24 protein-coding genes are annotated in these 23,784 nt (G+C 40.6%); 22 read left to right on the forward strand and 2 right to left on the reverse strand.

The window, feature by feature from the left end; genetic code table 11:
* The first annotated feature begins 19 nt into the window (after positions 1–19).
* The 3 genes from rapZ to whiA are packed head-to-tail and all read left to right on the forward strand — an operon-like array spanning position 20 to position 2,792.
* Entirely contained in the window at positions 20–910 is an 891-nt protein-coding gene (gene rapZ / locus HMPREF2837_RS08285; protein WP_049548568.1) for an RNase adapter RapZ, read from the forward strand.
* A complete protein-coding gene (locus HMPREF2837_RS08290; protein ID WP_049548569.1) occupies positions 907–1,884 on the forward strand; it encodes a YvcK family protein in 978 nt (325 codons plus the stop codon). Before rapZ ends, HMPREF2837_RS08290 begins: the two co-directional genes overlap by 4 nt.
* Positions 1,881–2,792, forward strand: a complete 912-nt coding sequence (gene whiA, locus HMPREF2837_RS08295; protein WP_049548570.1) for a DNA-binding protein WhiA — start codon at positions 1,881–1,883, stop codon at positions 2,790–2,792. Before HMPREF2837_RS08290 ends, whiA begins: the two co-directional genes overlap by 4 nt.
* 33 nt (positions 2,793–2,825) lie before the next feature.
* Here the strand turns inward: whiA and HMPREF2837_RS08300 are convergent, their stop codons facing one another.
* On the reverse strand, positions 2,826–3,794 hold the full coding sequence (locus tag HMPREF2837_RS08300; protein WP_049548571.1) for an NAD(P)/FAD-dependent oxidoreductase: 969 nt from the start codon (positions 3,792–3,794) through the stop codon (positions 2,826–2,828).
* Between the two features lie 134 nt (positions 3,795–3,928).
* On the opposite strand from HMPREF2837_RS08300, the gene cdaA reads away from it, so the two are divergent.
* The 12 genes from cdaA to HMPREF2837_RS08360 all read left to right on the forward strand — a co-directional run bounded on the left by cdaA (position 3,929) and on the right by HMPREF2837_RS08360 (position 15,409).
* Entirely contained in the window at positions 3,929–4,786 is an 858-nt protein-coding gene (gene cdaA, locus HMPREF2837_RS08305; protein WP_049548572.1) for a diadenylate cyclase CdaA, read from the forward strand.
* Positions 4,773–5,564 carry a CdaR family protein gene (locus HMPREF2837_RS08310; protein ID WP_049548573.1) on the forward strand — a complete coding sequence of 264 codons (792 nt, stop codon included), beginning with the start codon at positions 4,773–4,775 and terminating at the stop codon, positions 5,562–5,564. The genes cdaA and HMPREF2837_RS08310 overlap by 14 nt, the downstream gene beginning before the upstream one ends.
* Before the next feature lie 26 nt (positions 5,565–5,590).
* The gene (gene glmM, locus HMPREF2837_RS08315; protein WP_049548574.1) at positions 5,591–6,940 is read left to right on the forward strand and encodes a phosphoglucosamine mutase; all 1,350 of its coding nucleotides are present in this window, start codon (positions 5,591–5,593) and stop codon (positions 6,938–6,940) included.
* A gap of 71 nt (positions 6,941–7,011) precedes the next feature.
* Entirely contained in the window at positions 7,012–7,386 is a 375-nt protein-coding gene (locus HMPREF2837_RS08320) for a DUF1149 family protein (protein WP_001050083.1), read from the forward strand.
* A 3-nt stretch (positions 7,387–7,389) separates the two neighbouring features.
* Positions 7,390–8,238: a DegV family protein gene (locus tag HMPREF2837_RS08325; protein ID WP_049548575.1), complete on the forward strand. Its 849-nt coding sequence runs from the start codon at positions 7,390–7,392 to the stop codon at positions 8,236–8,238.
* 281 nt (positions 8,239–8,519) lie between these two features.
* On the forward strand, positions 8,520–9,287 hold the full coding sequence (gene dapB, locus HMPREF2837_RS08330) for a 4-hydroxy-tetrahydrodipicolinate reductase (RefSeq protein ID WP_049548576.1): 768 nt from the start codon (positions 8,520–8,522) through the stop codon (positions 9,285–9,287).
* Positions 9,284–10,483, forward strand: a complete 1,200-nt coding sequence (locus tag HMPREF2837_RS08335; protein ID WP_075230841.1) for a CCA tRNA nucleotidyltransferase — start codon at positions 9,284–9,286, stop codon at positions 10,481–10,483. Before dapB ends, HMPREF2837_RS08335 begins: the two co-directional genes overlap by 4 nt.
* On the forward strand, positions 10,480–12,348 hold the full coding sequence (locus HMPREF2837_RS08340) for an ABC-F family ATP-binding cassette domain-containing protein (RefSeq protein ID WP_001279094.1): 1,869 nt from the start codon (positions 10,480–10,482) through the stop codon (positions 12,346–12,348). Before HMPREF2837_RS08335 ends, HMPREF2837_RS08340 begins: the two co-directional genes overlap by 4 nt.
* Positions 12,348–12,953 (forward strand): hypothetical protein, encoded by a 606-nt coding sequence (locus tag HMPREF2837_RS08345; RefSeq protein WP_000391483.1) that lies wholly within the window; start codon positions 12,348–12,350, stop codon positions 12,951–12,953. Before HMPREF2837_RS08340 ends, HMPREF2837_RS08345 begins: the two co-directional genes overlap by 1 nt.
* 122 nt (positions 12,954–13,075) lie before the next feature.
* The gene (locus tag HMPREF2837_RS08350; RefSeq protein WP_001049312.1) at positions 13,076–13,588 is read left to right on the forward strand and encodes an adenine phosphoribosyltransferase; all 513 of its coding nucleotides are present in this window, start codon (positions 13,076–13,078) and stop codon (positions 13,586–13,588) included.
* Between the two features lie 193 nt (positions 13,589–13,781).
* Complete coding sequence (gene metA / locus HMPREF2837_RS08355; RefSeq protein WP_075230842.1) at positions 13,782–14,726, forward strand: homoserine O-acetyltransferase MetA; 945 nt, start codon at positions 13,782–13,784, stop codon at positions 14,724–14,726.
* Positions 14,727–14,734: 8 nt separating this feature from the next.
* Entirely contained in the window at positions 14,735–15,409 is a 675-nt protein-coding gene (locus HMPREF2837_RS08360) for a DnaD domain-containing protein (RefSeq protein ID WP_075230843.1), read from the forward strand.
* A gap of 196 nt (positions 15,410–15,605) precedes the next feature.
* Here the strand turns inward: HMPREF2837_RS08360 and HMPREF2837_RS08365 are convergent, their stop codons facing one another.
* Positions 15,606–17,057, reverse strand: a complete 1,452-nt coding sequence (locus tag HMPREF2837_RS08365) for an alpha-amylase (protein WP_075230844.1) — start codon at positions 17,055–17,057, stop codon at positions 15,606–15,608.
* Between the two features lie 246 nt (positions 17,058–17,303).
* Here HMPREF2837_RS08365 and HMPREF2837_RS08370 point away from each other — a divergent pair, with 246 nt between their 5' ends.
* From HMPREF2837_RS08370 to HMPREF2837_RS08400, 7 genes are read left to right on the forward strand one after another with little or no spacing between them, the layout of a single operon-like run.
* A complete protein-coding gene (locus tag HMPREF2837_RS08370) occupies positions 17,304–18,467 on the forward strand; it encodes a class I SAM-dependent rRNA methyltransferase (protein WP_075230845.1) in 1,164 nt (387 codons plus the stop codon).
* The gene (gene aroD / locus HMPREF2837_RS08375) at positions 18,464–19,141 is read left to right on the forward strand and encodes a type I 3-dehydroquinate dehydratase (RefSeq protein ID WP_049508709.1); all 678 of its coding nucleotides are present in this window, start codon (positions 18,464–18,466) and stop codon (positions 19,139–19,141) included. The genes HMPREF2837_RS08370 and aroD overlap by 4 nt, the downstream gene beginning before the upstream one ends.
* Positions 19,131–19,988: a shikimate dehydrogenase gene (locus tag HMPREF2837_RS08380; RefSeq protein WP_049508708.1), complete on the forward strand. Its 858-nt coding sequence runs from the start codon at positions 19,131–19,133 to the stop codon at positions 19,986–19,988. The genes aroD and HMPREF2837_RS08380 overlap by 11 nt, the downstream gene beginning before the upstream one ends.
* Before the next feature lie 16 nt (positions 19,989–20,004).
* Complete coding sequence (gene aroB, locus HMPREF2837_RS08385) at positions 20,005–21,072, forward strand: 3-dehydroquinate synthase (protein WP_075230846.1); 1,068 nt, start codon at positions 20,005–20,007, stop codon at positions 21,070–21,072.
* 9 nt (positions 21,073–21,081) lie between these two features.
* Positions 21,082–22,248, forward strand: a complete 1,167-nt coding sequence (gene aroC / locus HMPREF2837_RS08390; RefSeq protein WP_049548586.1) for a chorismate synthase — start codon at positions 21,082–21,084, stop codon at positions 22,246–22,248.
* A 9-nt stretch (positions 22,249–22,257) separates the two neighbouring features.
* Positions 22,258–23,361, forward strand: coding sequence for a prephenate dehydrogenase (locus HMPREF2837_RS08395; RefSeq protein ID WP_075230847.1), 1,104 nt, complete (start codon positions 22,258–22,260; stop codon positions 23,359–23,361).
* 11 nt (positions 23,362–23,372) lie between these two features.
* On the forward strand, positions 23,373–23,711 hold the full coding sequence (locus tag HMPREF2837_RS08400) for a YlbF/YmcA family competence regulator (RefSeq protein ID WP_049548588.1): 339 nt from the start codon (positions 23,373–23,375) through the stop codon (positions 23,709–23,711).
* Positions 23,712–23,784 lie beyond the last annotated feature (73 nt).

Below are 23,784 nucleotides of genomic sequence, written 5' to 3' on the forward strand. Positions count from 1 at the left end.
TTGATATAAGGAGACAAAGATGACAAAGAAACAACTTCACCTGGTGATTGTAACAGGGATGAGTGGTGCAGGGAAAACTGTAGCCATTCAATCCTTCGAAGATTTAGGCTATTTTACCATTGATAATATGCCACCAGCTCTATTGCCAAAGTTTTTGCAGTTGGTTGAGACTAAGGATGATGACCACAAATTAGCTTTGGTAGTGGATATGCGTAGCCGTTCCTTCTTTTCAGAGATTCAGGCTGTCTTGGATGAATTGGAAAATCAAGATGATTTGGACTTCAAAATCCTCTTTTTGGATGCAGCGGATAAGGAATTGGTGGCACGCTATAAGGAAACTAGAAGAAGTCACCCTCTTGCAGCAGATGGTCGTATTTTGGACGGTATCAAGCTGGAACGCGAGCTCTTGGCTCCCTTAAAAAACATGAGTCAAAATGTAGTAGATACAACTGAATTGACACCTCGTGGACTTCGTAAAACGATTGCTGAGCAATTTTCAGACCAAGAACAAACGCAGTCATTTCGTATTGAAGTTATGTCCTTTGGTTTCAAATATGGAATTCCCATTGATGCCGACTTAGTTTTTGATGTCCGTTTCCTCCCAAATCCCTACTATCTACCAGAACTTCGCAATCAGACAGGTGAGGACCAAGCTGTTTACGACTATGTCATGAAACATGAGGAATCCGAAGACTTTTACCGCCATTTATCAGCCTTGGTTGAACCAATCCTACCAGGCTATAAAAAAGAAGGCAAATCAGTTTTAACCATTGCGATTGGTTGTACGGGTGGTCAACACCGAAGTGTGGCTTTTGCCAAGCGTTTAGCAAATGATTTGTCTAAAAATTGGCCAGTAAATGAAAGTCATCGTGATAAAGATCGAAGAAAGGAAACGGTAAACCGTTCATGAGAAAACCCAAAATTACGGTGATTGGTGGGGGAACTGGAATCCCCGTTATCTTAAAAAGTTTAAGGGAAAAGGATGTCGAGATCGCAGCCATAGTAACTGTTGCGGATGATGGTGGTTCTTCAGGTGAACTTCGTAAAAACATTCAACAGTTAACACCACCAGGTGATTTGCGTAATGTCCTCGTTGCCATGTCGGATATGCCAAAATTCTATGAGAAAGTCTTTCAATATCGTTTTTCTGAGGATGCAGGTGCCTTTGCTGGTCATCCCCTTGGGAATATTCTCATAGCTGGATTATCTGAAATGCAGGGCTCAACCTATAATGCCATGCAATTACTAAGTAAATTTTTCCATACAACAGGCAAGATTTATCCATCTAGCGACCATCCCTTGACCCTCCATGCTGTCTTTAAAGATGGGACAGAGGTAGCTGGCGAGAGTCACATTGCTGATCATCCAGGCATGATTGATCATGTTTACGTCACTAATACGCTTGATGATGAGAAACCTGAAGCTAGCCGCCGGGTGGTTAACACTATTCTCGAAAGTGATATGATTGTCTTGGGACCAGGTTCACTCTTTACTTCGATTTTGCCTAATATTGTTATTGAAGAAATTGGTCAGGCCCTTCTGGAAACCAAGGCTGAAATTGCCTATGTCTGCAACATCATGACCCAGCGTGGAGAGACCGAGCATTTCACAGATAGTGATCACGTAGAAGTCTTGCATCGTCATTTGGGCCGTCCATTTATCGATACTGTCCTTGTTAATATCGAAAAGGTTCCGAGGGACTATATGGATACCAACCGTTTTGATGAGTATTTAGTACAGGTTGAGCATGATTTTGAAGGCTTACGTAAGCAAGTCCCACGTGTCATTTCATCCAACTTCCTACGTTTGGAAAATGGCGGAGCCTTCCATGATGGCGATCTCATTGTAGATGAGCTCATGCGCATTATACAGGTGAGAAAATGAGCTTCACAGTTGCAGTAAAAGAAGAAATTTTGGGTCAGCACCATCTGAGTCGCCACGAACTATCTGCCATTATTAAGATGTCTGGTAGTATTGGTTTATCGACTTCTGGATTGACCTTGTCCGTCATTACAGAAAATGCCAAGTTAGCCCGTCATCTCTATGAATCTTTTTTGCACTTCTATGAGATTAAATCAGAAATTCGTCACCATCAGAGAAGTAATCTTCGTAAAAATCGAGTCTATACTGTTTTTACGGATGAGCGAGTCCAAGAACTACTCAGTGATTTGCACTTGGCAGACTCCTTCTTTGGACTAGAGACTGGTATTGCGCCTGAAATTCTAGCAGATGAGGAAGCAGGTCGTGCCTATCTCTGTGGAGCCTTTTTGGCAAACGGAAGTATTCGGGATCCAGACTCTGGTAAATACCAGCTTGAGATCAGCTCAGTCTATCTGGACCATGCCCAAGGGATTGCGGCGCTTCTTCAGCATTTCTTGTTGGATGCCAAGGTGATTGAACGAAAAAAAGGTGCAGTGACCTATCTTCAGCGTGCTGAGGATATCATGGACTTTCTCATAGTTATTGGAGCCATGCAGGCGCGTGATACTTTCGAAGGCATCAAAATCTTACGTGAAACCCGTAATGACCTCAATCGTGCTAATAATGCAGAGACGGCTAATATTGCTCGTACGGTTTCAGCGAGTATGAAAACCATTAACAATATCAGTAAAATCAAAGATAGAATTGGCTTGGATAATCTTCCAGTAGATTTGCAGGAAGTTGCCCGTCTGCGTATTCAGCATCCAGACTATTCTATCCAGAAGCTGGCAGATAGTCTGACAAATCCACTCACCAAAAGTGGTGTCAATCATCGACTGAGAAAGATTAACAAAATCGCAGAGGAACTGTAAAAACCACGAATCGTGTGATTCGTGGTTCTTTTCTTATAGACTTGTAGAGTGTTTTGGTTGTACTTTTTGTTCGGGGTCGATATAGTTGATGGCATTATTAACAGCAGTTGGTGCTTCACCTAGACCTGTCGCAATCAAGTCAATCTTACCTTCGTAGTAGCAGCAGTCACCGATAGCGTAAATTCCAGCTTGGCTTGACTCCTGCTTGCTATTGACGATAATCTTGTGACGGTTAAGATCAAGTCCCCATTTTTTAAGATTACCTACAGAAGATTTGAAGCCATAGTTGACAAAGAGGTGGTCCAATTCAATGCTTTCTGTCTCCTCGGATTTAACTTTTGTGATTTCAAGCTTGTCTAAAGTTTTTCCATCTCCAAGAAGCTGACTTGGCACAAATGGTGTTTTGATAGTCACAGAAGACTCTTGCAAGGCTTGGACGCTATGCTCAAGAGCACGGAAGTTATCGCGACGATGCACAAGTGTAGTTGGAGCAATCTTTTCAAAAGCTAGTGCCCAGTCAACGGCTGAGTCGCCACCACCCAGGATAGTTACCTTCTGACCAGCATATTGTTGAATATTAGAAACGTGGTAGTGGATATTGTCATAGCCTTCCACGCCTTCTAATTCTAGTGGACGAGGTTTAAAGGCACCACCACCCATAGAGATAATGACCGTTTTAGTCAGGTGACTTCCTTTATTGGTAGTAATAGTAAAATAGTCCTCGTTTTTTACTATATCTAGGACAGTTTCATTGAGGTGAACAGGTGTCTCAAACCCGTCTAATTGTTCTAACAAGCGACTAGTCAATTCTTCGCCAGTAAGATTTGGGAAACCTGGGACATCGAGAATTTGTTTTTCAGGATATAGGATAGCAGGTTGACCACCTAGTTGAGGAAGAGAATCGACGATTTGTACTTTGGCTTGACGAAGGTGAGCATAAAAGGCTGCGAAAAGACCGACAGGTCCACCTCCTACAATGGTGATATCATATAGTTCGGACATGGTTTCTCCTTATTTCATTTTTATCATTTTATTCTATCATATTTTCTATCAATTTAAAATGAAGTAGGGGGAAGAAAATTTTCATATAAAATGATATAATGAAGAGTAGCTTTTTTATGGAGAGGAGGCCTAGAATGAATTTTCAACAATTATCTAATCTTCAATACTGGTCTAGTTTATTTTCCAGTCCTTGGAGTATTCTGATAAATGTGATTGATATTCTTATCGTTGCCTATATCTTATACCAATTTACAAAATCAATTGCAGGAACCAAGATTATGATCCTGGTTCGAGGTGTTTTAGTTTTTATCTTAGCTCAGATAGCAGCAAATACCCTAGGCTTGACAACTATTTCCTGGTTGATCAATCAATTGATTACTTACGGTGTTATCGCAGCGGTAGTTATTTTCTCTCCAGAAATTCGGACAGGTTTAGAGCGCTTGGGACGTGCGACTGATTTCTTTTCAAGTACGCCAATGAGTTCAGAAGAACAGATGATTCAGGCCTTTGTTAAGGCAGTTGAATATATGAGCCCGCGGAAAATTGGAGCACTTGTATCAGTTCAGCGTGTCAGAACCTTACAGGAATATATTTCCACGGGAATTCCTTTAGATGCTAAGATTTCTGCAGAACTCTTAATCAATATCTTTATTCCAAACACACCTTTACATGATGGTGCAGTCATTATAAAAGGCGATCGTATAGCTGTAACATCTGCTTATCTTCCACTTACTGAGAGCACTGATATTTCTAAGGAGTTTGGAACACGACACCGTGCAGCTATTGGTTTATCTGAAGTATCAGACGCCTTAACATTTGTTGTGTCAGAAGAAACTGGAGGCATTTCCATTACCTATAATGGTGTCTTTAAGCATGATTTAACGATGGAAGAATTTGAGGAAGAACTACGTTGTATACTGATTCCGGAAAATTCACAAGAGCCAAGCTTAACAGAGCGTATATTAGGAGGCTGGAAGAATGAAAAAAAATAGTTTATATATCATCTCCTCACTCCTCTTTGCTTGCGTTTTATTTATCTACGCTACCTCTATTAATTACCAAAATAATAATAATGCAAGATCGGCTCGAACAGAAACCTATACCAATACGGTCGTAAATGTACCGATTGATATTCAGTACGATAGTGAGCAGTATTTTATTAGCGGTTTTAGTTCAGAAGTAACGGTATTTTTAACTGGATCCAATCGAGTGACCTTGGCTAGTGAGATGCAAGAAAGCACTCGTAAATTTAAGGTTACTGCAGATTTAACACAGGCGACAGAAGGAACGGTTGAAGTACCCTTGACCATTGAGAATCTTCCGAGCGGTTTAACAGCCCTAGCAACACCGCAGAAAATCACCGTTAAAATTGGGAAGAAGGCAACACGGGATAATTTACCAGTCACTCCACAGATTGACTCTGGTAAGGTTGATGAACGGATTCTCATTGACAGTGTGACTGTTTCAGATGAACGCGTTTCAGTTACAAGTGATGTCGATACCTTATCTAAGATTGATAAGATTGTAGCTGTCTTACCAACGAGTGAAAAAATTACTGGAAATTATACGGGTTCAGTTCCCTTACAAGCTATTGATAAGAATGGAACAGTTTTACCAACGGTGATTACACCGTATGAAACAACCATGAAGATAACAACGAAACAAGCTAGATCAGCAAGTAGTTCTAGCTCATCAACGACAAGCTCATCTTCGGACAGTTCGTCTTCAACTGGTTCTGAAACCAAGCCAGACTATTCAAAAAAAGACTAATAAAACACAATAGAAAAGGATAAAAAATGGGTAAATATTTTGGAACGGACGGAGTCCGTGGAGAAGCAAACGTAGAATTAACGCCAGAATTGGCCTTCAAACTAGGTCGTTTTGGAGGTTATGTCCTCAGCCAACATACGACCGAAGCGCCAAAAGTTTTTGTAGGACGAGACACTCGTATTTCAGGTCAAATGCTTGAATCTGCCTTGATTGCTGGACTTCTTTCAGTGGGAATTCATGTTTATAAACTTGGTGTTCTTGCAACACCAGCAGTAGCATACTTAGTAAAAACAGAGGGTGCGAGCGCAGGTGTCATGATTTCAGCTAGTCACAACCCAGCCCTTGATAACGGAATTAAATTCTTTGGTGGTGATGGCTTTAAACTAGACGATGACAAAGAAGCAGAAATCGAAGCCTTGCTAGATGCCAGTGAAGATACTCTCCCACGTCCAAGTGCAGAGGGCTTAGGTACGGTTGTTGACTATCCAGAAGGATTGCGTAAGTATGAAGCCTACCTGGTTTCAACTGGAACTCCTCTTGAAGGGATGAAGGTTGCCTTGGACACTGCTAACGGAGCAGCTGCAACAAGTGCTCGTCAAATTTTTGCGGACCTAGGTGCTCAATTAACAGTTATTGGTGAAACACCAGATGGCCTTAACATCAACTTGAACGTTGGTTCAACTCATCCAGAAGCCTTGCAAGAACTTGTAAAAGAAAGCGGGTCAGCTATCGGTTTGGCCTTTGATGGGGATAGCGACCGTTTGATTGCTGTTGATGAAAATGGAGAAATCGTTGATGGTGACAAGATTATGTACATCATCGGGAAATACCTTTCTGAAAAAGGTCAATTGGCTCAAAATACGATCGTAACAACCGTTATGTCTAACCTTGGTTTCCATAAGGCCTTGGACCGTGAAGGTATTAATAAAGCAGTCACTGCTGTTGGAGACCGCTATGTAGTTGAAGAAATGAGAAAGTCTGGCTATAACCTTGGAGGTGAGCAGTCTGGTCACGTTATCTTGATGGACTACAATACAACTGGTGATGGGCAACTATCAGCTGTGCAATTGACGAAGATCATGCAAGAAACAGGTAAGAGTTTATCAGAATTAGCAGCAGAAGTGACTATTTACCCACAAAAATTAGTCAATATTCGTGTGGAAAATGCCATGAAAGAAAAGGCAATGGAAGTTCCTGCTATCAAAGCCATTATCGAGAAGATGGAAGAAGAAATGGCAGGGAATGGCCGCATCCTCGTTCGTCCAAGCGGAACGGAGCCACTCTTGCGTGTCATGGCTGAAGCCCCAACCACTGAGGAAGTTGACTACTATGTAGATACTATTGCCCAAGTTGTTAAAACTGAGATTGGTATTTAGTAAATCTAGCAGAAAATAAAAAAATATGGTACAATGGCAACTATATTGTAATTGTACAAATGGAGATGAAAATGAATTTAAAACGTGAACAAGAATTTGTCAGCCAGTATCACTTTGATGCGCGTAACTTTGAATGGGAAAATGAAAATGGAGCACCTGAAACTAAGGTTGATGTAAACTTCCAGTTGCTTCAGCATGATCAAGATAATCAAGTTACTTCTTTGGTAGTTGTTTTGAGCTTTATGATTGTCTTTGATAGATTTGTCATTAGTGGAACGATTTCTCAAGTCAATCATGTTGAAGGTCGTATTGTCGACCAACCAAGTGATTTCAACCAAGAAGAAGTTGAGACACTAGCTCGCCCATGTTTGGATATGCTTAATCGTTTGACTTACGAAGTAACAGAAATTGCCCTTGATTTACCGGGAATTAATTTGGAGTTTTAAGAAATGAAATTAGCGGTCATAACAGACTCGTCTGCTTTTCTACAAGCGGAAATCTTGCGGAAAGAAGATTTATTTGTGCTAGACATTCCTGTGAATATCGATGGACAGGAGTATGTTGAAGGTGTAAATCTAACCGCTCAAGAATTTTATGAAAAAATGGCTTCAGCAAGCGAATTGCCAAAAACGAGCCAACCAAGTATTGCCAAGTTAGATGAAATTTTATCATCATTAAAAGATAAAGGCTATACACATGCCTTAGGCCTTTTCCTATCTTCTGGAATTTCAGGATTTTACCAAAATATCCAATACATGAAGGATGAGTTTGAAGGTTTGACCATTGCTTTTCCAGATACTCGAATTACAAGTGCTCCTTTAGGCTATATGGCTGAGAGTGTCTTTAAATGGGCAGAACAGGGAGATGGTTTCGAGTCTATCTTAGATAAAGTAACTGAACAGATTGAAAATACCTCAGCCTTTATTATGGTGGATGATCTTGACCATCTAGTTAAGGGGGGGCGTCTTTCAAATGGTGCGGCCATTTTGGGGAATCTCCTTAGTATCAAGCCAATCCTATACTTCAATGACCAAGGTGTGATAGAAGTATATGAAAAGGTTCGTACAGAGAAAAAGGCTACCAAACGCTTGGTTGAAATTGTTAAAGAAGCAACAGCTATTGGGAATTACCAGATTACTGTCATTCACGGGAATGCTCCTCAAAAAGCAGCAGATTTACGTCAACTTTTGATCGATGGTGGAGTGGCTACAGATGTTTCAATTGCAACCTTCGGTAGTGTTATTGGGACTCACTTGGGAGAAGGAAGTATTGCTTTAGGCTATACACCCATAATCTAGACTATTTTTTAGGGGTAACTAAGGTCCTTTGTATCTTGAAATTCAACACGCCTGAAACCCTGTGTGAAAAAGATAGTTCTTCCAAGGAGTAGATACTCCTTGCTTAGACCTCCTATTTTCACCTTTTGTTCTTACAGGCTTTGTATCTTAGAAATTGAACACGGACTACCTGCCTCTTGAAAAAAGATGCCTGTCTTGCCTTTCGTGGAGAGTCAGCGCCATTCCCTATTTTTCATGGGCAGCTAACGTCCTTTGTATCTTAAACAGGAGTAGAGATTGAGATGAGTATTCGAGTAATTATTGCTGGTTTTAAGGGAAAGATGGGCCAAGCTGCTTGTCAGATGGTTTTGTCAGATTCTGAGTTAGAACTAGTAGCAGTTGTAGATCCTTTCGAGTCTGAGACCCAATGGCAGGGAGTTCCGATTTTTAATGATAAGGCTGCCTTAGTAGGCTTTGAGGCAGATGTATGGGTTGACTTTACAACACCAGCAGTTGCATATGAGAATACCCGTTTTGCGCTTGAAAATGGCTTTGCTCCAGTAGTTGGAACAACAGGTTTCACTAGTCAAGAGATTGAAGAACTAAAAGAATTTTCTCGTTCTAAAAACTTGGGTGGCTTGATTGCTCCTAACTTTGCTTTGGGTGCTGTCTTGCTCATGCAATTTGCGGCACAAGCTGCAAAATACTTCCCAAATGTAGAGATTATTGAGCTTCACCATGACAAGAAAAAAGATGCTCCGAGCGGAACAGCTATCAAAACAGCGGAATTGATGACAGAAGTTCGTGAGTCTATCCAACAAGGTGCTAGTGATGAGGAAGAACTCATTTCAGGGGCACGTGGAGCTAACTTTGATGGTATGCGAATCCACTCAGTCCGTTTGCCAGGTTTGGTAGCTCATCAGGAAGTTATATTTGGAAATCAGGGAGAAGGATTGACTCTACGTCATGACTCCTATGATCGTAGCTCCTTCATGACAGGGGTGAATTTGGGAATCAAAGAAGTTGTCAAGCGTCATGAGCTTGTCTATGGATTAGAACACTTATTATGAGATTAACACAAATGCCTTCTGAATTTCAGAAGGCTTTACCAGTATTAGAAAAAATTAAAGAAGCAGGCTTTGAAGCCTATTTTGTTGGAGGCTCTGTTAGGGATGCTCTACTCAATCGTCCTATCCATGATGTGGATATCGCGACATCATCCTATCCAGAAGAAACCAAGCAGATTTTCCCTCGTACAGCTGATATCGGGATTGAGCACGGAACTGTCTTGGTTTTAGACGGAGATGAAGAGTACGAAGTGACCACTTTTCGAACAGAAGATGTCTATGTAGACTACCGTAGACCAAGTTCAGTTTCTTTTGTTCGTTCGTTAGAAGAGGACCTCAAGCGCCGAGATTTCACAGTCAATGCCTTTGCCTTGGATGAAGAAGGGGAAATCGTTGATTTATTTGATGGTTTACAAGATCTAGAAAATCAAGTTTTACGAGCAGTTGGTGTAGCTAGTGAGCGTTTCAACGAAGATGCCCTACGAATTATGCGCGGATTTCGTTTCCAAGCCAGTCTTGGTTTTGAACTCGAGCAAGAAACCTTTGAAGCGATGAAGACCTTAACGCCACTCTTAGAGAAAATTTCTGTGGAACGTACTTTTGTTGAATTTGATAAACTTCTACTAGCTCCTCATTGGCGAGTAGGTCTGTCTTCTATGATTACAAGTAAAGCTTATGATTATCTTCCAGATATGGCTGGTAGTCAGGACAAACTCCAATCTTTGTTTGACTTAGAGGCTGATTTTACCTTTGAATCTTCTGAGCAAGCCTGGGCAGCACTTTTATGGGGTCTAGAAGTGGAAGATGCTCAACAATTTTTGAAACATTGGAAAACTTCGCGTCAATTTGCCAAGCAAGTTCAAGATTTACTTACGATCTTAGAACTTCGTGAAGAAGGAGAACTAAGCAAGCGCGATTGTTACCGCTTTGATCTAGATTTACTTTTACAGGCTGAAAATCTTCGTCAGGCTCAAGGAAAAGAAGTCAATCCACAGGCCATCACAGAGACTTATCACAGCCTAACTATCCATGATAAGAAAGAAATTCAAATCAATGGTGGGATTTTGATCAAAGAATATGGCTATCAACCAGGACCAGAAATGGGAGAAATTTTAGCAGAGATTGAGTATGCTATTGTGGATGGAGATTTGGAAAATAACTTGGAAGCTATTCATGCCTACTTGAGGGAGAAAAAATGAGTGATTTTATTGTTGAAAAACTAAGTAAATCCGTTGGAGACAAGACTGTCTTTAAGGATATTTCCTTTATCATTCATGACTTGGACAGAATCGGTCTTATCGGCGTCAATGGAACTGGGAAAACAACCCTTTTAGATGTACTTTCAGGAGTTTCTGGTTTTGATGGTGATGTGAGCCCTTTTTCGGCAAAAAATGATTACAAGATTGGCTATTTGACTCAGGACCCAGATTTTGATGATAACAAGACTGTCTTGGATACTGTTCTATCGAGTGATTTGAAAGAAATCCAGTTGATCCGTGAGTATGAATTGCTCATGCTCAACTACAGTGAGGATAAGCAGGCACGTTTGGAAAGGGTTATGTCAGAGATGGATTCCCTCCAAGCTTGGGAAATTGAGAGTCAGGTCAAGACCGTTCTCAGCAAGTTGGGTATTCAGGATTTATCAACTCCCGTTGGAGCCCTATCAGGTGGTTTGCGAAGACGGGTTCAGTTGGCGCAAGTCCTTCTGGGCAACCATGATCTTCTGCTTCTTGATGAGCCTACCAACCACTTGGATATTGCCACCATTGAGTGGCTAACCCTCTTCTTGAAAAATTCCAAGAAAACAGTGTTATTTATCACCCACGACCGTTACTTCCTAGATGCGCTCTCAACGCGAATCTTTGAGTTAGACCGAGCTGGTTTGACCGAATATCAAGGAAATTACCAAGACTATGTTCGTCTCAAGGCTGAACAGGATGAGCGCGACGCAGCTCTTCTTCACAAAAAGGAACAACTCTATAAACAGGAATTAGCCTGGATGAGAAGACAACCACAAGCTCGTGCAACCAAGCAACAGGCGCGTATTAATCGTTTCCATGACTTGAAGAAGGAAGTTTCAGATAATAGTGTTGAGACAGACTTAAGCATGAATTTTGAAACTAGCCGTATCGGTAAAAAGGTCATCGAGTTTAAGGATGTTTCCTTTGCCTATGACGACAAACAGATTCTGCAACATTTTAACCTTTTGGTTCAAGCCAAAGACCGTATCGGAATCGTTGGTGACAATGGTGTTGGGAAGTCAACCCTTCTTAACCTAATTGCAGGAAGTCTTGAACCAACTGATGGACAAGTTATCATCGGCGAAACGGTTCGCATCGCCTATTTCTCTCAACAAATCGAAGGCTTGGATGAGAGTAAGCGGGTTATCAATTATCTGCAGGAAGTGGCAGAAGAGGTTAAAACTAGCGGTGGCTCTACGACCTCTATCGCTGAGTTACTAGAACAATTTCTCTTCCCGCGTTCAACACACGGTACTTTGATTGAGAAGTTGTCTGGTGGTGAGAAAAAACGACTTTACCTCCTTAAACTACTCCTCGAAAAACCCAATGTGCTCCTCTTGGATGAGCCAACTAATGACCTAGACATTGCAACCTTAACTGTTCTAGAAAATTTCTTACAAGGTTTTGCAGGTCCAGTCTTAACAGTTAGTCACGACCGCTATTTCCTTGATAAAGTTGCGACTAAGATTCTTGCTTTTGAGAATGGTAGCATTCGTCCTTTCTTTGGGCATTATACCGACTACCTAGATGAAAAAGCCTTCGAAGCAGAAGCGACAAATCAAGTTCAAAAGGCTGAGAAGGAAAAAGTCGTCAAAGTTCGTGAAGAAAAGAAACGCATGACCTACCAAGAAAAGCAAGAGTGGGCAAGTATTGAAGGTGACATCGAAGCCTTGGAAAACCGTATCTCTGTCATTGAAGAGGAAATGCAGGCTAATGGCTCGGACTTTGGGAAGCTAGCTACTCTTCAAAAAGAGTTAGATGAGAAGAATGAAGCCTTGCTTGAAAAATATGAACGCTATGAATATTTAAGTGATTTGGCGTAATGGAAGAAAAAATTATCAAATGGAGCAGTAAGAAAATCATTTGGACTATTGTTCTCTGCTTCCTTGAGTTAGCTTTTCTTCTTTGGATCCTATCTTTTATGATGACCTATCCCAAGGAGGCACCTGTGGGATTGGTGGCATTAAGACTCTTTGTCTTATTCTTAATCATCATTGTTGGATGGATTTTGTATGAACGTTTGCGACTTCTTTTTTCAGATAAAGAGTATTTGAAATGTACGGCCCAAGGTTTTTCCTATAAGCCACATCCTAAAAAAGATTGGCAGTTTTATTCCTGGGGGCAGGTAGAAACATTTTCTCTAATGAGAATCAAGGGTGGTAGAAGTTCAAGGGATTTTTATACTATTGAAGTTCATTTTAATGATAAAGATCTTTTGAAAACCAACTCTTTATGGAATCGTCTACGAAGTAGATTTTCGACTGCAAAGCAAGCAAATTTTTTGAAAATCCCAATCTACTTGCTGGATGTCGGTTTACCGCGAAGAGTATTTGAAACCATGTCCTACTTTGAGCGAGAGTGGCGCATCCAACAAAATCGTCAACGCAATCAAAACTCTAAAAGCAAAAAAAAGGCAAGAGTTCATTAAACGAGCAATAGTTACAGATTTGATCAGAAGCCTTGGACTCAGTTTCCAGGGTTTCTTTCTATTTCTCTTTTTTAAGAATTATGGTATAATAGGGAGTAAAAACTTAAAAAGAAAGAAATGCTATGAACTTAAAAGATTACATTGCAAGTATTGAAAATTATCCACAAGAAGGAATTACATTCCGTGATATCAGCCCTTTGATGGCCAACGGCAATGCCTACAGCTATGCTGTTCGTGAAATTGTTCAATATGCTACTGACAAAAAGATCGATATGATCGTAGGACCAGAAGCGCGTGGATTTATCGTTGGATGTCCAGTTGCTTTTGAGTTGGGAATTGGTTTTGCTCCTGTGCGTAAACCTGGAAAACTACCACGCGAAGTTATTTCAGCTGACTACGAAAAAGAATATGGTGTTGATACTTTGACTATGCACGCTGATGCTATCAAACCAGGTCAACGTGTTCTCATCGTAGATGACCTTTTGGCAACAGGTGGTACTGTTAAAGCAACCATCGAAATGATTGAGAAATTAGGCGGTGTCGTAGCTGGTTGTGCCTTCTTAATCGAGCTTGATGAACTAAAAGGCCGTGAGGCAATCGGAGATTACGATTATAAAGTTTTGATGCATTATTAATGAAAAACAGTCCCTAGGGCTGTTTTCTCTTCATCGGATATAAAAAAAGGCTATATCTAGTTAGAGAAAAACTATAATTGAAAACTATGTCTTCTTACAGTATAATAAAGGGAAGCAATGTCATCAGCTGGATTATTCCATTCGATGACAGTCAGGTTACTTGAGTCCAATATGATACAGTAAGGAGATTTCTATGCCGATTCGAATTGATAAAAAATTACCAGCAGTTGAGATTTTACGAACGGAAAATATTTTCGTCATGGATGACCAGAGGGCGGCTCATCAGGATATTCGACCACTGAAAATTCTGATTTTAAACTTGATGCCACTGAAAATGGTTACAGAAACTCAGCTTTTACGCCATTTAGCCAATACTCCTTTGCAGTTAGATATTGAATTTTTATATATGGAAAGTCATCAGTCGAAAACAACTCGTTCTGAGCATATGAAGACTTTTTATAAGACCTTCTCAGAAGTTCAAGACCAGTATTTTGATGGCTTGATTATTACAGGTGCTCCAGTTGAACATCTCCCTTTTGAAGAAGTGGACTATTGGGAGGAATTTACTAAGGTTATCGATTGGTCTAAGACTCATGTCTTTTCAACCCTGTATATTTGCTGGGGAGCACAAGCGGGTCTATACTATCGCTATGGCGTAGATAAATACCAGATGGACCAGAAGCTTTCTGGGATTTATTCTCAAGATGTTTTAAAAGAAGGTCATCTTTTGCTGAGAGGTTTTGATGATTTATATGTATCCCCTCATTCTCGCCATACAGAAGTCCACAAAGAAGATATTCTAAACAAAACAAATCTAGAGATTTTAGCATCAGGAGAAGAGGTAGGAGTCTCTATCCTTGCGAGTCGAGATTTGAGAGAAGTCTATAGCTTTGGGCATTTAGAGTATGATCGCGATACGCTCGCAAAGGAATATTTTAGAGATCTAGATGCTGGTTTAGATCCCCATATACCAGAAAATTATTTCAAAAATGATGACATCCATGAACTTCCTTGTATGCGTTGGAGTTCCTCAGCAGCTCTCTTTTTCAGTAACTGGGTAAATTATGCAGTTTACCAAGAAACGCCTTTTGAGTGGAAGAGTGCAGAAGAAGATGTATCTCATTTTGGATATTTATAAGAGGAATTATGACATATTTAGATGCTTTCAAATCAGGGAATTTGGTGTTACCAAGTGCTCTGCTCTTAAACTACAATCAACTGTTTTCATCAAGCGATGATTTCTTAGTTTGGCAATTCTTTTACCTACAAAATACAACAGCCTTAGGGGAATTGTCCCCAAGTCAAATCGCAGAGAAAATTGGCAAGCAAGTCTTTGAAGTCAATCAAGCTATTTCGCGCTTGACAGAAAAAGGCTTACTTCAATACCGAACCATTGAACTCAATGGTGAGATAGAAGTGATTTTTGATGCGACTTTGGCTTTAGAGCGCTTAGACCAACTTTTTGAAAAGCAAGAACCTAGCCAAGTGGCACCTGCTAAAAATGATTTAAAAGACTTGGTGGAAACCTTCCAACAAGAGCTAGGTCGTCTCTTAAGTCCTTTTGAGATCGAAGATTTGGAAAAGAGTTTGAAAGAAGACGGGACCAGTGCGGACCTGATCAAAGAGGCCCTACGTGAGGCCGTTTTGAATGGAAAACCAAATTGGAAGTACATCCAGGCTATCCTAAGAAACTGGCGTCATGAAGGCATTAAGAGTGTAGTTCAGGTAGAGGCTAAGCGTCAGGAGAGAGAAGCGACTAATCCTCAAAATGTTCAAGTTTCTGCAGATTTTCAAAATGCTATGGATCTTTGGAAAGACTAATTTAAGTATTGATAATAGAAAAAATGCCTACAGGCTAGAAAGAAAATCTAGCTTGTGGGCATTTTTTGTGTGTTTTATACTCAATGAAAATCAAAGAGCAAACTAGGAAGCTAGCCGCAAGATGCTCAAAGCACTGCTTTGAGGTTGTAGATGAAGCTGACGTGGTTTGAAGAGATTTTCGAAGAGTATTAATTGATTAGTTAGCCAGTCCCCAGACGCTAAGAGAGCGTTCTGTAACTGGGAAATCTCCATAACCTTCAGCATTGATGGTTACTTGGTCAGGATGGTTACCAAGCAAATCAACAAAGGTTTGGTCAGCCCATTCTTGACCGACAAACATGGTTTTGCAGTTTTCTTTAGCATTAGAAATCACGATGGCAAGTGGCGATTGATTTTCAGCTCCTGAACGGACCCAACCGATACAATTTGGGTCATCAAAGTAGTCGATTTGCTCTCCGTAAGCCAACTCTTTTCGAATAGCTAGCAAACGGTCAAGAACATCTTTGAAATCTTGCTGAGCATATTGACCAGAAATACCGTAGTAGTCTCCATAAAAGACACATGGGAGCCCCTGCTCTCGCAAAAGAATGAGGGCGTAGGCTGCTGGTTTAAACCATTCTTCAACAGTGGATTCAAGAGCCTGGCCACGTTGAGTATCATGGTTATCGACAAAGGTTACAGCTCTTTCTGGATTGATTTGCACCAGACTATCTTCAAAGATGGTTGTCAAATTATAGTCTTCTCCAGCCTTGCTTGCTTCAAAGAGATTTTGGTGAAGGCGAACATCGACAAGATCAAAGCGTTCTTCAATCTTTTCAAGGTAGTCCAGATTTGCTTCCTTGTCTGGATTCCAGAATTCTCCAAAGACATAGAAATCTTGGCCATATTTTTCTTTGATATCGCGAATGAAGTTGCGCATAAAGAAAGAGTCTATGTGTTTAACTGCATCCAAACGGAAACCAGCTACACCAGTCGTTTCGATAAACCAATTTGCCCAATCGTAGATATTTTGTATGACTTCTGGATGCTTGAAATCTAGGTCTGCATACATGAGATAGTCATAGTTACCATTTTCGTTATCAACTAATTCCTCGTTAGCCCAGCCTTTGTTGTCTCCCTGTATCAGATAGATCCCAGATTTATGGCGTTTAGCATCATAGTCAGTTCCAGTAAAGTGGTACCAGTGCCAGTGGAAGTCATTGTAGGTGTTTTGTCGTCCGTCAAAGGTAAAACCAGTCCAGCCATTGATGGTAAAAGGTTCTCCTAGTTCCACAGTTCGATCTTCTGGATCTACTTCTATCACTTGGAAAGATTCTAAATGGTCAGCGGCTGCCTTATGATTTAAGACGATATCAGCCATTGGTTGAATCCCATGAGATTTTAAAATTTGGATGGCATGAAGATAGTCTTCTTTAAAACCATATTTGGTACGTATAGTACCTTTCTGATTAAATTCTCCAAGGTCAAATAGGTCATAGACGCCATAACCAACATCCTTTTCATTTGTTGCTTTAAAAGCAGGTGGCATCCAAATGTGACTAATACCTAAGTTGGCTAGGTGTTCAGCGTCGTCAGCTAGGCGTGTCCAGTGATTTCCATCGTGGGGGAGATACCACTCAAAATATTGCATTAGGGTTTGATTTTTCATAGTTGATCCTCTTACTTACAGTGATGAGAATTATTGTAGCATAAAGCTAAAGAATATGCAAACGTTTGCGTGATAATTAAACTCTTTGAATTTTATGTCTATTTTTCAACTGGAAGTGTTGAAATACTATAAAAGAAAAATAATAGGACTGATGGGAGGAAAAATTCTCTCAGATAGGGTAGGATGATGGATGAATCAATAGTTTCTATTTTGTGAATTGTCACAAAATTTGTTATAATAGTATTTATGAATAAAGTATTCGTCAGTAGACGTGTTGAAAAAAAACTAAACCAAGGTCTAGTACTTTTGGAGGAAATTGATTTTCCAGAACTATCTGAAACTGATCAGGAAGTCGAGTTATTTAGTCAAAGCAAGCAGTTTTTGGGCAAGGCTTATTTATCTCGTCAAAATAAGGGGATTGGTTGGTTTGTAACGAACCAGAAGCTTTCTTTTAACCAAAAATTCTTTGAAAGTTTATTTGAAAAAGCCAAACAAAAACGTTCTTCTTACTATCAAGATGAGTTGACAACTGCCTTTCGTTTGTTTAATCAAGAAGGCGATGGTTTTGGTGGGATGACCTTGGATCTCTACGGAGATTATGTTGTTTTCTCCTGGTATAACTCCTATATCTATGGACTTCGCCAAGAGATTTTAGCTGCTTTTGCTCAGGTTTTCCCTGAAGTCTTAGGTGCCTATGAAAAGATTCGTTTTAAAGGTCTAGACTATGAGTCTGCCCATATCTATGGTCAAGAAGCACCAGAAAATTTTACAGTTCTTGAGAATGGAGTTCTCTATCAAGTCTTTATGAACGACGGTCTTATGACAGGCATCTTCTTGGACCAACATGAAGTGCGTGGTAGCTTGGTGGATGGTTTAGCTATGGGGAAATCCTTGCTTAATATGTTTTCCTACACAGCAGCTTTCTCAGTTGCTGCAGCAATGGGAGGAGCTAGTGAAACAACCTCTGTAGACCTAGCCAAACGTTCGAGAGAACTGTCAGAAGCTCATTTTCATGCCAATGGACTCAGTCTTGACAATCATCGTTTCATTGTTATGGATGTCTTTGAATACTTTAAATACGCTAAACGTAAGGGCTTATCTTATGATGTGATCGTTCTTGATCCACCTAGCTTTGCTCGTAATAAAAAGCAAACTTTCTCTGTAGCTAAGGACTATCACAAGTTGATTTCCCAGAGTTTAGAGATTTTAAATCCGGGAGGTATGATCATTGCTAGCACCAATGCTGCCAATGTTTCCCGTCAAAAATTTATAGAACAAATCGACAAAGGATTTGCAGGAAGAAAGTACCAGGTTCTTAATAAATATGGACTTCCAGCAGACTTTGTCTACAATGAAAAAGATGAAAGTAGTAATTACCTTAAGGTGATTAGCATGAAGGTAACTAAATGAAATTAGTCGTTTCAGTAATGCCAAAGAGTTTAGAAGAGGCGCAAGGAATCGATGCCATGCGGTATATCGATGCTGATATCATTGAGTGGCGTGCCGACTTCCTACCAAAGGAAGCTATTTTACAGGTAGCTCCAGCTATTTTTGAAAAATTTGCAGGTCGCGAACTCCTCTTCACCCTACGTACTCGTGCTGAGGGAGGCGAGATCGATTTGGATTCGGCAGAGTATGTACAAATTATCAAAGATGTAGCTCAACTCTATCAACCTGAATATATCGATTTTGAGTATTTTTCTCACAAGGATGTTTTTGAAGAGATGCTTGATTTTCCAAATCTAGTCTTGAGTTATCATAATTTCCAAGAAACTCCAGAGAATATGATGGAAATCTTATCCGAGCTTACCAGCCTAACGCCCAAAGTGGTTAAAGTATCGGTTATGGCTCATACAGAACAAGATGTATTGGACCTTATGAACTTTACACGTGGCTTTAAAACACTGAACCCAGAACAAGAATATGTGACGATTTCTATGGGGAAAGTGGGCAAGGTTTCTCGTATCACTTCAGATGTGACGGGTTCTAGCTGGTCTTTTGCGAGTCTGGACGAAGCCAGTGCTCCAGGACAGATTTCACTTTCTAGCATGAAAAAAATTCGGGAGATACTAAATGAAGATTGATGGCTACACACGTTTAGCAGCTGTAGTCGCCAATCCTATCAAACACTCCATTTCACCTTTCATTCACAACAGAGCTTTTGAGGCAACTCATACCAATGGGGTTTATCTTGCTTGGGAGATAGAAGGAACAGACTTGGCAGAAACAGTTGCCAACATTCGTCGTTACCAGATGTTTGGAATCAATCTTTCTATGCCCTACAAGGAGCAGGTGATTCCTTATTTGGATCAATTGAGTGAAGCGGCTCGTTTGATTGGTGCTGTCAATACAGTGGTGAATCGAGAAGGAACTTTAATCGGATATAACACAGATGGCAAGGGATTCTTTAAGAGCTTGCCTTCTTTTAAAATATCTGGGAAAAGAATGGTCTTGTTAGGAGCAGGCGGTGCAGCCAAGGCAATTTTGGCGCAGGCAATCTTGGATGGAGTCAGTCAGGTTTCTGTCTTTGTTCGTTCGGGTTCAATAGAAAAAACAAGACCTTACTTAGAAAAATTACAAAATGAAACAGGGTTTAAAGCAGATTTATTTGCTTTAGAAGATGTTTCTGAACTGCAAGCAAGGATAACTGATTCGGATTTACTGGTAAATGCGACTAGTGTTGGTATGGATGGAGTATCTCTGCCAATCCCAATAAGCATCGTTTTACCAGAAAAGCTCTTGGTAGCAGATGTGATTTATCAACCCTTTGAAACACCATTTCTAAAGTGGGCAAGAAACCAGGACAATCACGCTGTTAATGGCCTAGGCATGTTGCTTTACCAAGCTGCGGAAGCTTTTCAGTTATGGACAGGTAAGGAAATGCCAACCGATCAAATCTGGGAATTACTAAAACAAAAGTATCAAAAATGAAAAAAGGAGAACTGCTATGAAAATCAAAATAGACCTTCCCCACCATCCTTATGATATTCAGATTGAAAAAGGATGCTTGTCTCAAGCAGGAAAATGGTTGCGGGAACTTTGGCAACCACAAAAAGTGGTTATCGTTACGGATAACCGTGTGGCTTCCCTCTATGCAGAAAAGGTCAAATTGAGCTTGGAGGATGCTGGTTTTCAAGTGGCAGTTTTTGACTTTCTAGAGGGTGAAGAACGAAAAAATCTGACTACTGTTCAGAAAGTCTATGAATTCTTAGTTAAGCAAGGTTTAACTCGTAGTGATGGCATCGTTGCACTTGGTGGCGGAGTGGTCGGAGACTTAGCTGGCTTTGTAGCCTCAACCTATATGCGAGGAGTTCATTTCGTTCAAATTCCAACTAGTTTGACTGCCCAGGTTGATTCCTCTATCGGTGGAAAAACTGGAGTTAACACCCCTTTTGCCAAGAATATGGTAGGAACTTTTGCCCAGCCTGATGGTGTTTTGATTGACCCGACTGTTCTTGAAACCTTGGGTAAACGAGAGTTGATTGAAGGAATGGGTGAAGTCATTAAATATGGCTTAATTGAAGATCCAGAACTCTGGGACCTATTATCTGATATGGATGGTTCTGTAGAGAGTATTTTGGAGCATTCAGAAAGTTTGATTGAACATTCTTGCCAAGTCAAACGCAAGATGGTAGTTGAAGACGAATTGGACAATGGCATTCGTTTGTATCTAAACTTTGGTCACACAATTGGTCATGCTATTGAAGCAACTGCTGGTTATGGACGTGTCATGCATGGTGAGGCAGTAGCGATGGGAATGGTTCAGGTTTCTAAGGTAGCAGAACAAAAAGGCCTTATGCCAGCTGGAATCACTCAGTCTATCAGAGAAATGTGTCAAAAATTTGGCCTTCCTGTTGATTATGAAAACTGGGATCTTGATAAGCTTTATCAGGCTTTGATTCATGATAAAAAAGCGCGTGGCAACACTATGAAATTAGTCCTGGTACCAGAACTTGGTTCAGCAAGGATTCACCCAGTTTCTCTCGAAGAAATGAAAGATTACTTAGTAAAATAAGGAGAATGTATGAGATATTTAACAGCAGGAGAATCACATGGTCCTCGTCTGACAGCAATTATTGAAGGAATTCCAGCAGGACTGCCTTTGACTGCAGAAGATATCAATGAGGATCTTAAACGTCGCCAGGGTGGATACGGACGTGGTGGTCGTATGAAGATTGAAAGTGATCAAGTTGTCTTTACTTCTGGTGTTCGCCACGGGAAGACGACAGGGGCTCCTATTACCATGGATGTCATTAACAAAGACCATCAAAAATGGCTAGATATCATGTCTGCTGAGGATATTGAGGATAAACTTAAAAGTAAACGAAAAATCACACATCCTCGCCCAGGTCACGCAGATTTAGTTGGCGGGATTAAATACCGTTTTGATGATTTGCGAAATTCTTTGGAACGTTCATCTGCTCGTGAAACAACTATGCGGGTTGCAGTTGGAGCAGTAGCCAAGCGGCTTTTAGCTGAGCTTAATATCGAAATTGCCAACCATGTTGTTGTTTTTGGTGGCAAGGAAATCGATGTTCCAGAAAACTTAACAGTCGCAGAGATTAAAAAACTGGCTGCCCAGTCAGAGGTTTCTATTGTCAACCAAGAACGTGAGCAGGAGATTAAGGACTATATTGACCAAGTCAAGAGAGATGGTGATACCATCGGTGGGTTGGTAGAAACGGTTGTTGGAGGAGTTCCAGTTGGTCTTGGTTCCTATGTCCAATGGGATAGAAAGCTAGATGCAAGATTAGCTCAAGCAGTTGTTTCAATCAACGCCTTTAAGGGTGTGGAGTTTGGACTTGGTTTTAAAGCAGGTTATCTCAAGGGCAGCCAAGTCATGGATGAAATTCTCTGGTCACAAGAAGATGGCTATACTCGTCGTACTAATAATCTCGGAGGTTTCGAAGGTGGTATGACCAATGGCCAACCGATTATTGTCCGTGGGGTCATGAAACCAATTCCGACTCTCTATAAGCCATTAATGAGTGTCGATATTGAAACCCATGAGCCTTATAAGGCAACGGTGGAGAGAAGTGATCCAACCGCTCTTCCAGCAGCAGGTGTTGTTATGGAAGCAGTCGTAGCAACAGTCTTGGCTCAAGAAATTTTAGAGAAATTCTCCTCTGATAATCTGGAAGAATTAAAAGAAGCTGTTGCAAAACATCGAGAGTATACAAAGAATTATTAAGGAGTTCTTATGGCAAAAACCATCTATATCGCAGGACTAGGTTTGATTGGTGCTTCCATGGCACTCGGAATCAAGCGGGATCATCCTGATTATGAAATTTTAGGATACAATCGTAGTCAAGCGTCTAGAGATATTGCTTTGGAGCGAGGAATGATTGATCGTGCGACGGATGATTTTGCTAGTTTTGCTCCACTTGCAGATGTTATTATCCTCAGCTTACCAATCAAGCAAACCATTGCCTTTATTAAGGAATTGGCCAACTTGGACTTGAAAGAAGGTGTCATTATTTCCGATGCTGGATCGACCAAGTCAGCTATCGTGGCTACAGCTGAGAAGTGTTTTGCTGATAAGTCCGTTCGCTTTGTTGGAGCTCATCCCATGGCAGGGAGTCATAAGACAGGAGCGGCTTCTGCCGATGTTAATCTTTTTGAAAATGCCTACTATATCTTTACGCCTTCGAGCCTAACGACTCCAGATACGCTTGAAGAAATGAAAGACCTACTTTCAGGACTCCATGCTCGTTTCATCGAAATCGATGCTGAAGAGCATGACCGAGTGACTTCTCAGATTAGCCATTTTCCGCATATCTTAGCATCAGGCCTGATGGAACAAACTGCAAGTTATGCTGAAGAGCATGAAATGGCGCGACGCTTTGCGGCCGGTGGATTTCGAGATATGACTCGGATTGCCGAAAGTGAGCCAGGCATGTGGACTTCTATCCTCTTATCCAATCGGGATACCATTATTGACCGCATCGAGGATTTTAAGGAATGTTTGGATGAGATTGGACAAGCTATCAGTAAGGGTGATGAAAGCCAAATCTGGAATTTTTTCAATCAAGCGCGTGAGCAACGTCAAGCTATGGAAATCCATAAACGCGGAGGAGTAGATAGCTCATTTGACCTTTATGTAGATGTTCCCGATGAGGAAGATGTGATTTTACGCATCTTGGAATTGCTAAGAGGAACTTCCTTGGTCAATATCCATATCAACGAGGAAAACCGAGAAGATATTCACGGAATTCTGCAAATTTCCTTTAAGAATGCTCAGGATTTAAAACGTGCTGAGCAAGTCATTACAGAAAATACTGACTACACAGTCATTATTAAATAAGGAGGACAATTATGTCAAATATTTATGATAGTGCAAACGAACTTAGTCGTGGACTACGCGAATTGCCTGAATACAAGGCAGTTAAGGAAGCTAGAGATGCTATCCAAGCCGATGCAGAAGCTAGCAAAATTTTTGCAGATTATATTGCTTTTCAACATGAAATCCAAATCATGGCACAAACTGGTCAAATTTCAGATGCTTCTTTCCAAGAAAAAATGGAAAGCTTTGGCAAGCAGATTCAAGGTAACTCTCTCTTGTCAGAATTCTTTGCCAAACAGCAACAACTTTCTATTTATCTATCTGATATTGAAAAAATCGTATTTGAACCAATTTCAGAACTTTTAAAATAAGAATTTACCTCATAAAGTCAGGAATTTTTAAGAAATTTCTGACTTTTTGTGATAAAATAAGAAAAAGTATTGT

The organism is Streptococcus sp. HMSC071D03, assembly GCF_001812125.1.
In the GTDB taxonomy this organism is placed as follows: Bacteria; Bacillota; Bacilli; order Lactobacillales; family Streptococcaceae; genus Streptococcus; species Streptococcus pseudopneumoniae_N.